This is a genomic window from Capsulimonas sp., from assembly GCF_039929585.1.
In the GTDB taxonomy this organism is placed as follows: Bacteria; Armatimonadota; Armatimonadia; order Armatimonadales; family Capsulimonadaceae; genus Capsulimonas.
On record NZ_JBDSQY010000194.1, the window covers coordinates 1 to 1,835 of the forward strand.

Below are 1,835 nucleotides of genomic sequence, written 5' to 3' on the forward strand. Positions count from 1 at the left end.
AGCAGGTCGCTGCGGTCGGGGCGCTCAACGTCGGGCTTTGTTGGTCCCTTTTCGTCGCCTTCCTTGCGGAGTGGGTCGACGGGACCGGCGGGGCGGGTTGCGCGATCGTCATCCATTGTCGGCATAGCGTTCTCCTTCGTTATAGGTCACACACGCTCGACCAATTGTCAAAGACGCGTGAGAAATGCAAGTTACTTTTGGCTCTGTTCGCGATATCGCCGCAGCAGAGCATTGAGATCCGGAGCGGCGATGATGCGCGCCAGTTCCGGGGCGACGTCTTCAGGCGTCACATAGGGATCCAGATCGGCGCCCCACGATTCTTCACCGCTGCGCAGGACGACTTTGTTCCAGCTTGCGACGCCGATATTCTCGGAGAAGCGTTCCACAAGCGCCCCGCGGATGGCGGCGCGGGTATCGGGCGGCGCGTTTGTCACAGCGGCGTCCACTGCAGCGTCATCCGTCAAACGAACCATGGCCCCGGACTGCTCCAGCGCGTAGTACAGTCCCTCGTCCGGATCGATATTGCTGTAGGCGAGATCGAACGACGCCAGCGATTCATCGCTCCAGGGAATGGCTTCGGCCTCGACGTAATCGGCGAGAAGAGCGCGTTTGGCGACCCAGTCGAGACGATCGTCCAAAGACAATGGATTGCTTTCCAAAACGTCCAACGTCTCTTCCCAGGCGCGCAGCGTCCAATCAGTGTCGGCGCCGCGCCCCGTCAGCCGCTCTTTCGCGGCGGCGAGGAACACGCGCTGAACATCGACCGCCGGGGTCTTGCCCTGGCCGTCTACATCCACCAGCCATCGATAGGTAGGATCGCGGGACACGTCCTTGATCGCCTGCACCGGGTTTCGCAGCTTGATCGGCGCGCGCCAGCCCTCTTCGAGCAGGCTTGTCACCAGATACGTCGTTCCCACTTTGAGCGCCGTGGCGAACTCGGACATATTGGCGTCGCCGCAAATCACATGCAGTCGCCGCCACTCACGCGGATCGGCGTGGGGCTCATCGCGTGTATTGACCAGCGGACGCCGATACAGCGTGTCCACGGAGGCTTCTTCGCTGAAGAAGTCGGCTCGCTGGGACAACTGATAAACGCCCGGGTTGCCATTTGGCTCAATGCCAATCTTGCCGGCGCCGGCGTAAAGGATCCGCGTTGCAAAGAACGGAAGCAATGCGCTCAGTAGATCGCCGAACGGCACGCTGCGCTTCACGAGATAGTTCTCATGCGTCCCATACGATGAGCCGTGATGGTCCGTATTGTTTTTATAAATGTCGATCCGGCCGACACCGGCGTGCTCCATCCGAGCCTGCGCCGCCGCCAGCACGATCCGCTCGCCAGCCTTGTCGTGCGTGACCAAGTCCAGCAGCGTCCGGCACTCAGGGGTCGAATACTCCGGATGACCATGATCGTTGTAAAGACGAGCGCCGTTCACGAGAATTCGATCCCCGCGCTCCTCTTCCACTGGCAGCGGCTTGTGATCCGGCGAGTCGAACTTGGCGTCTTCCGGGTCCTGGGACAGCTTGTCGACATGGAACCCACGCATATCATTGCGCGAATCTTCACCTCGGTAGTACCAGGGGCCAGCCGCCACGCCCGGGTAGGCCCGAACCACGGCGCGGGATTCCGCGACGAGGTCGCTGGCGCCCTTGCCTTCGACGGCGATCCCATATTCTGTTTCGATGCCGAAGAGGGGCATGAGTTATAATTCCTTGAGAGTTTGTGACTTATCTCCGACCTTCGCTGCGTATGACCCACCCCCGGCCTTCGGCCGACCCCTCCCTTGAAGCAGGGAAGGGTATTAGGTTTTGTTGTCGCAGGGGGCTTTCGTCCGAAA

1 protein-coding gene is annotated in these 1,835 nt (G+C 61.0%); it reads right to left on the reverse strand.

Going from position 1 to position 1,835, the window contains the following annotated elements:
• Positions 1 to 191: 191 nt before the first annotated feature.
• Positions 192 to 1,697 (reverse strand): proteasome accessory factor PafA2 family protein, encoded by a 1,506-nt coding sequence (locus tag ABIZ35_RS14215; protein ID WP_348220574.1) that lies wholly within the window; start codon positions 1,695 to 1,697, stop codon positions 192 to 194.
• Positions 1,698 to 1,835 lie beyond the last annotated feature (138 nt).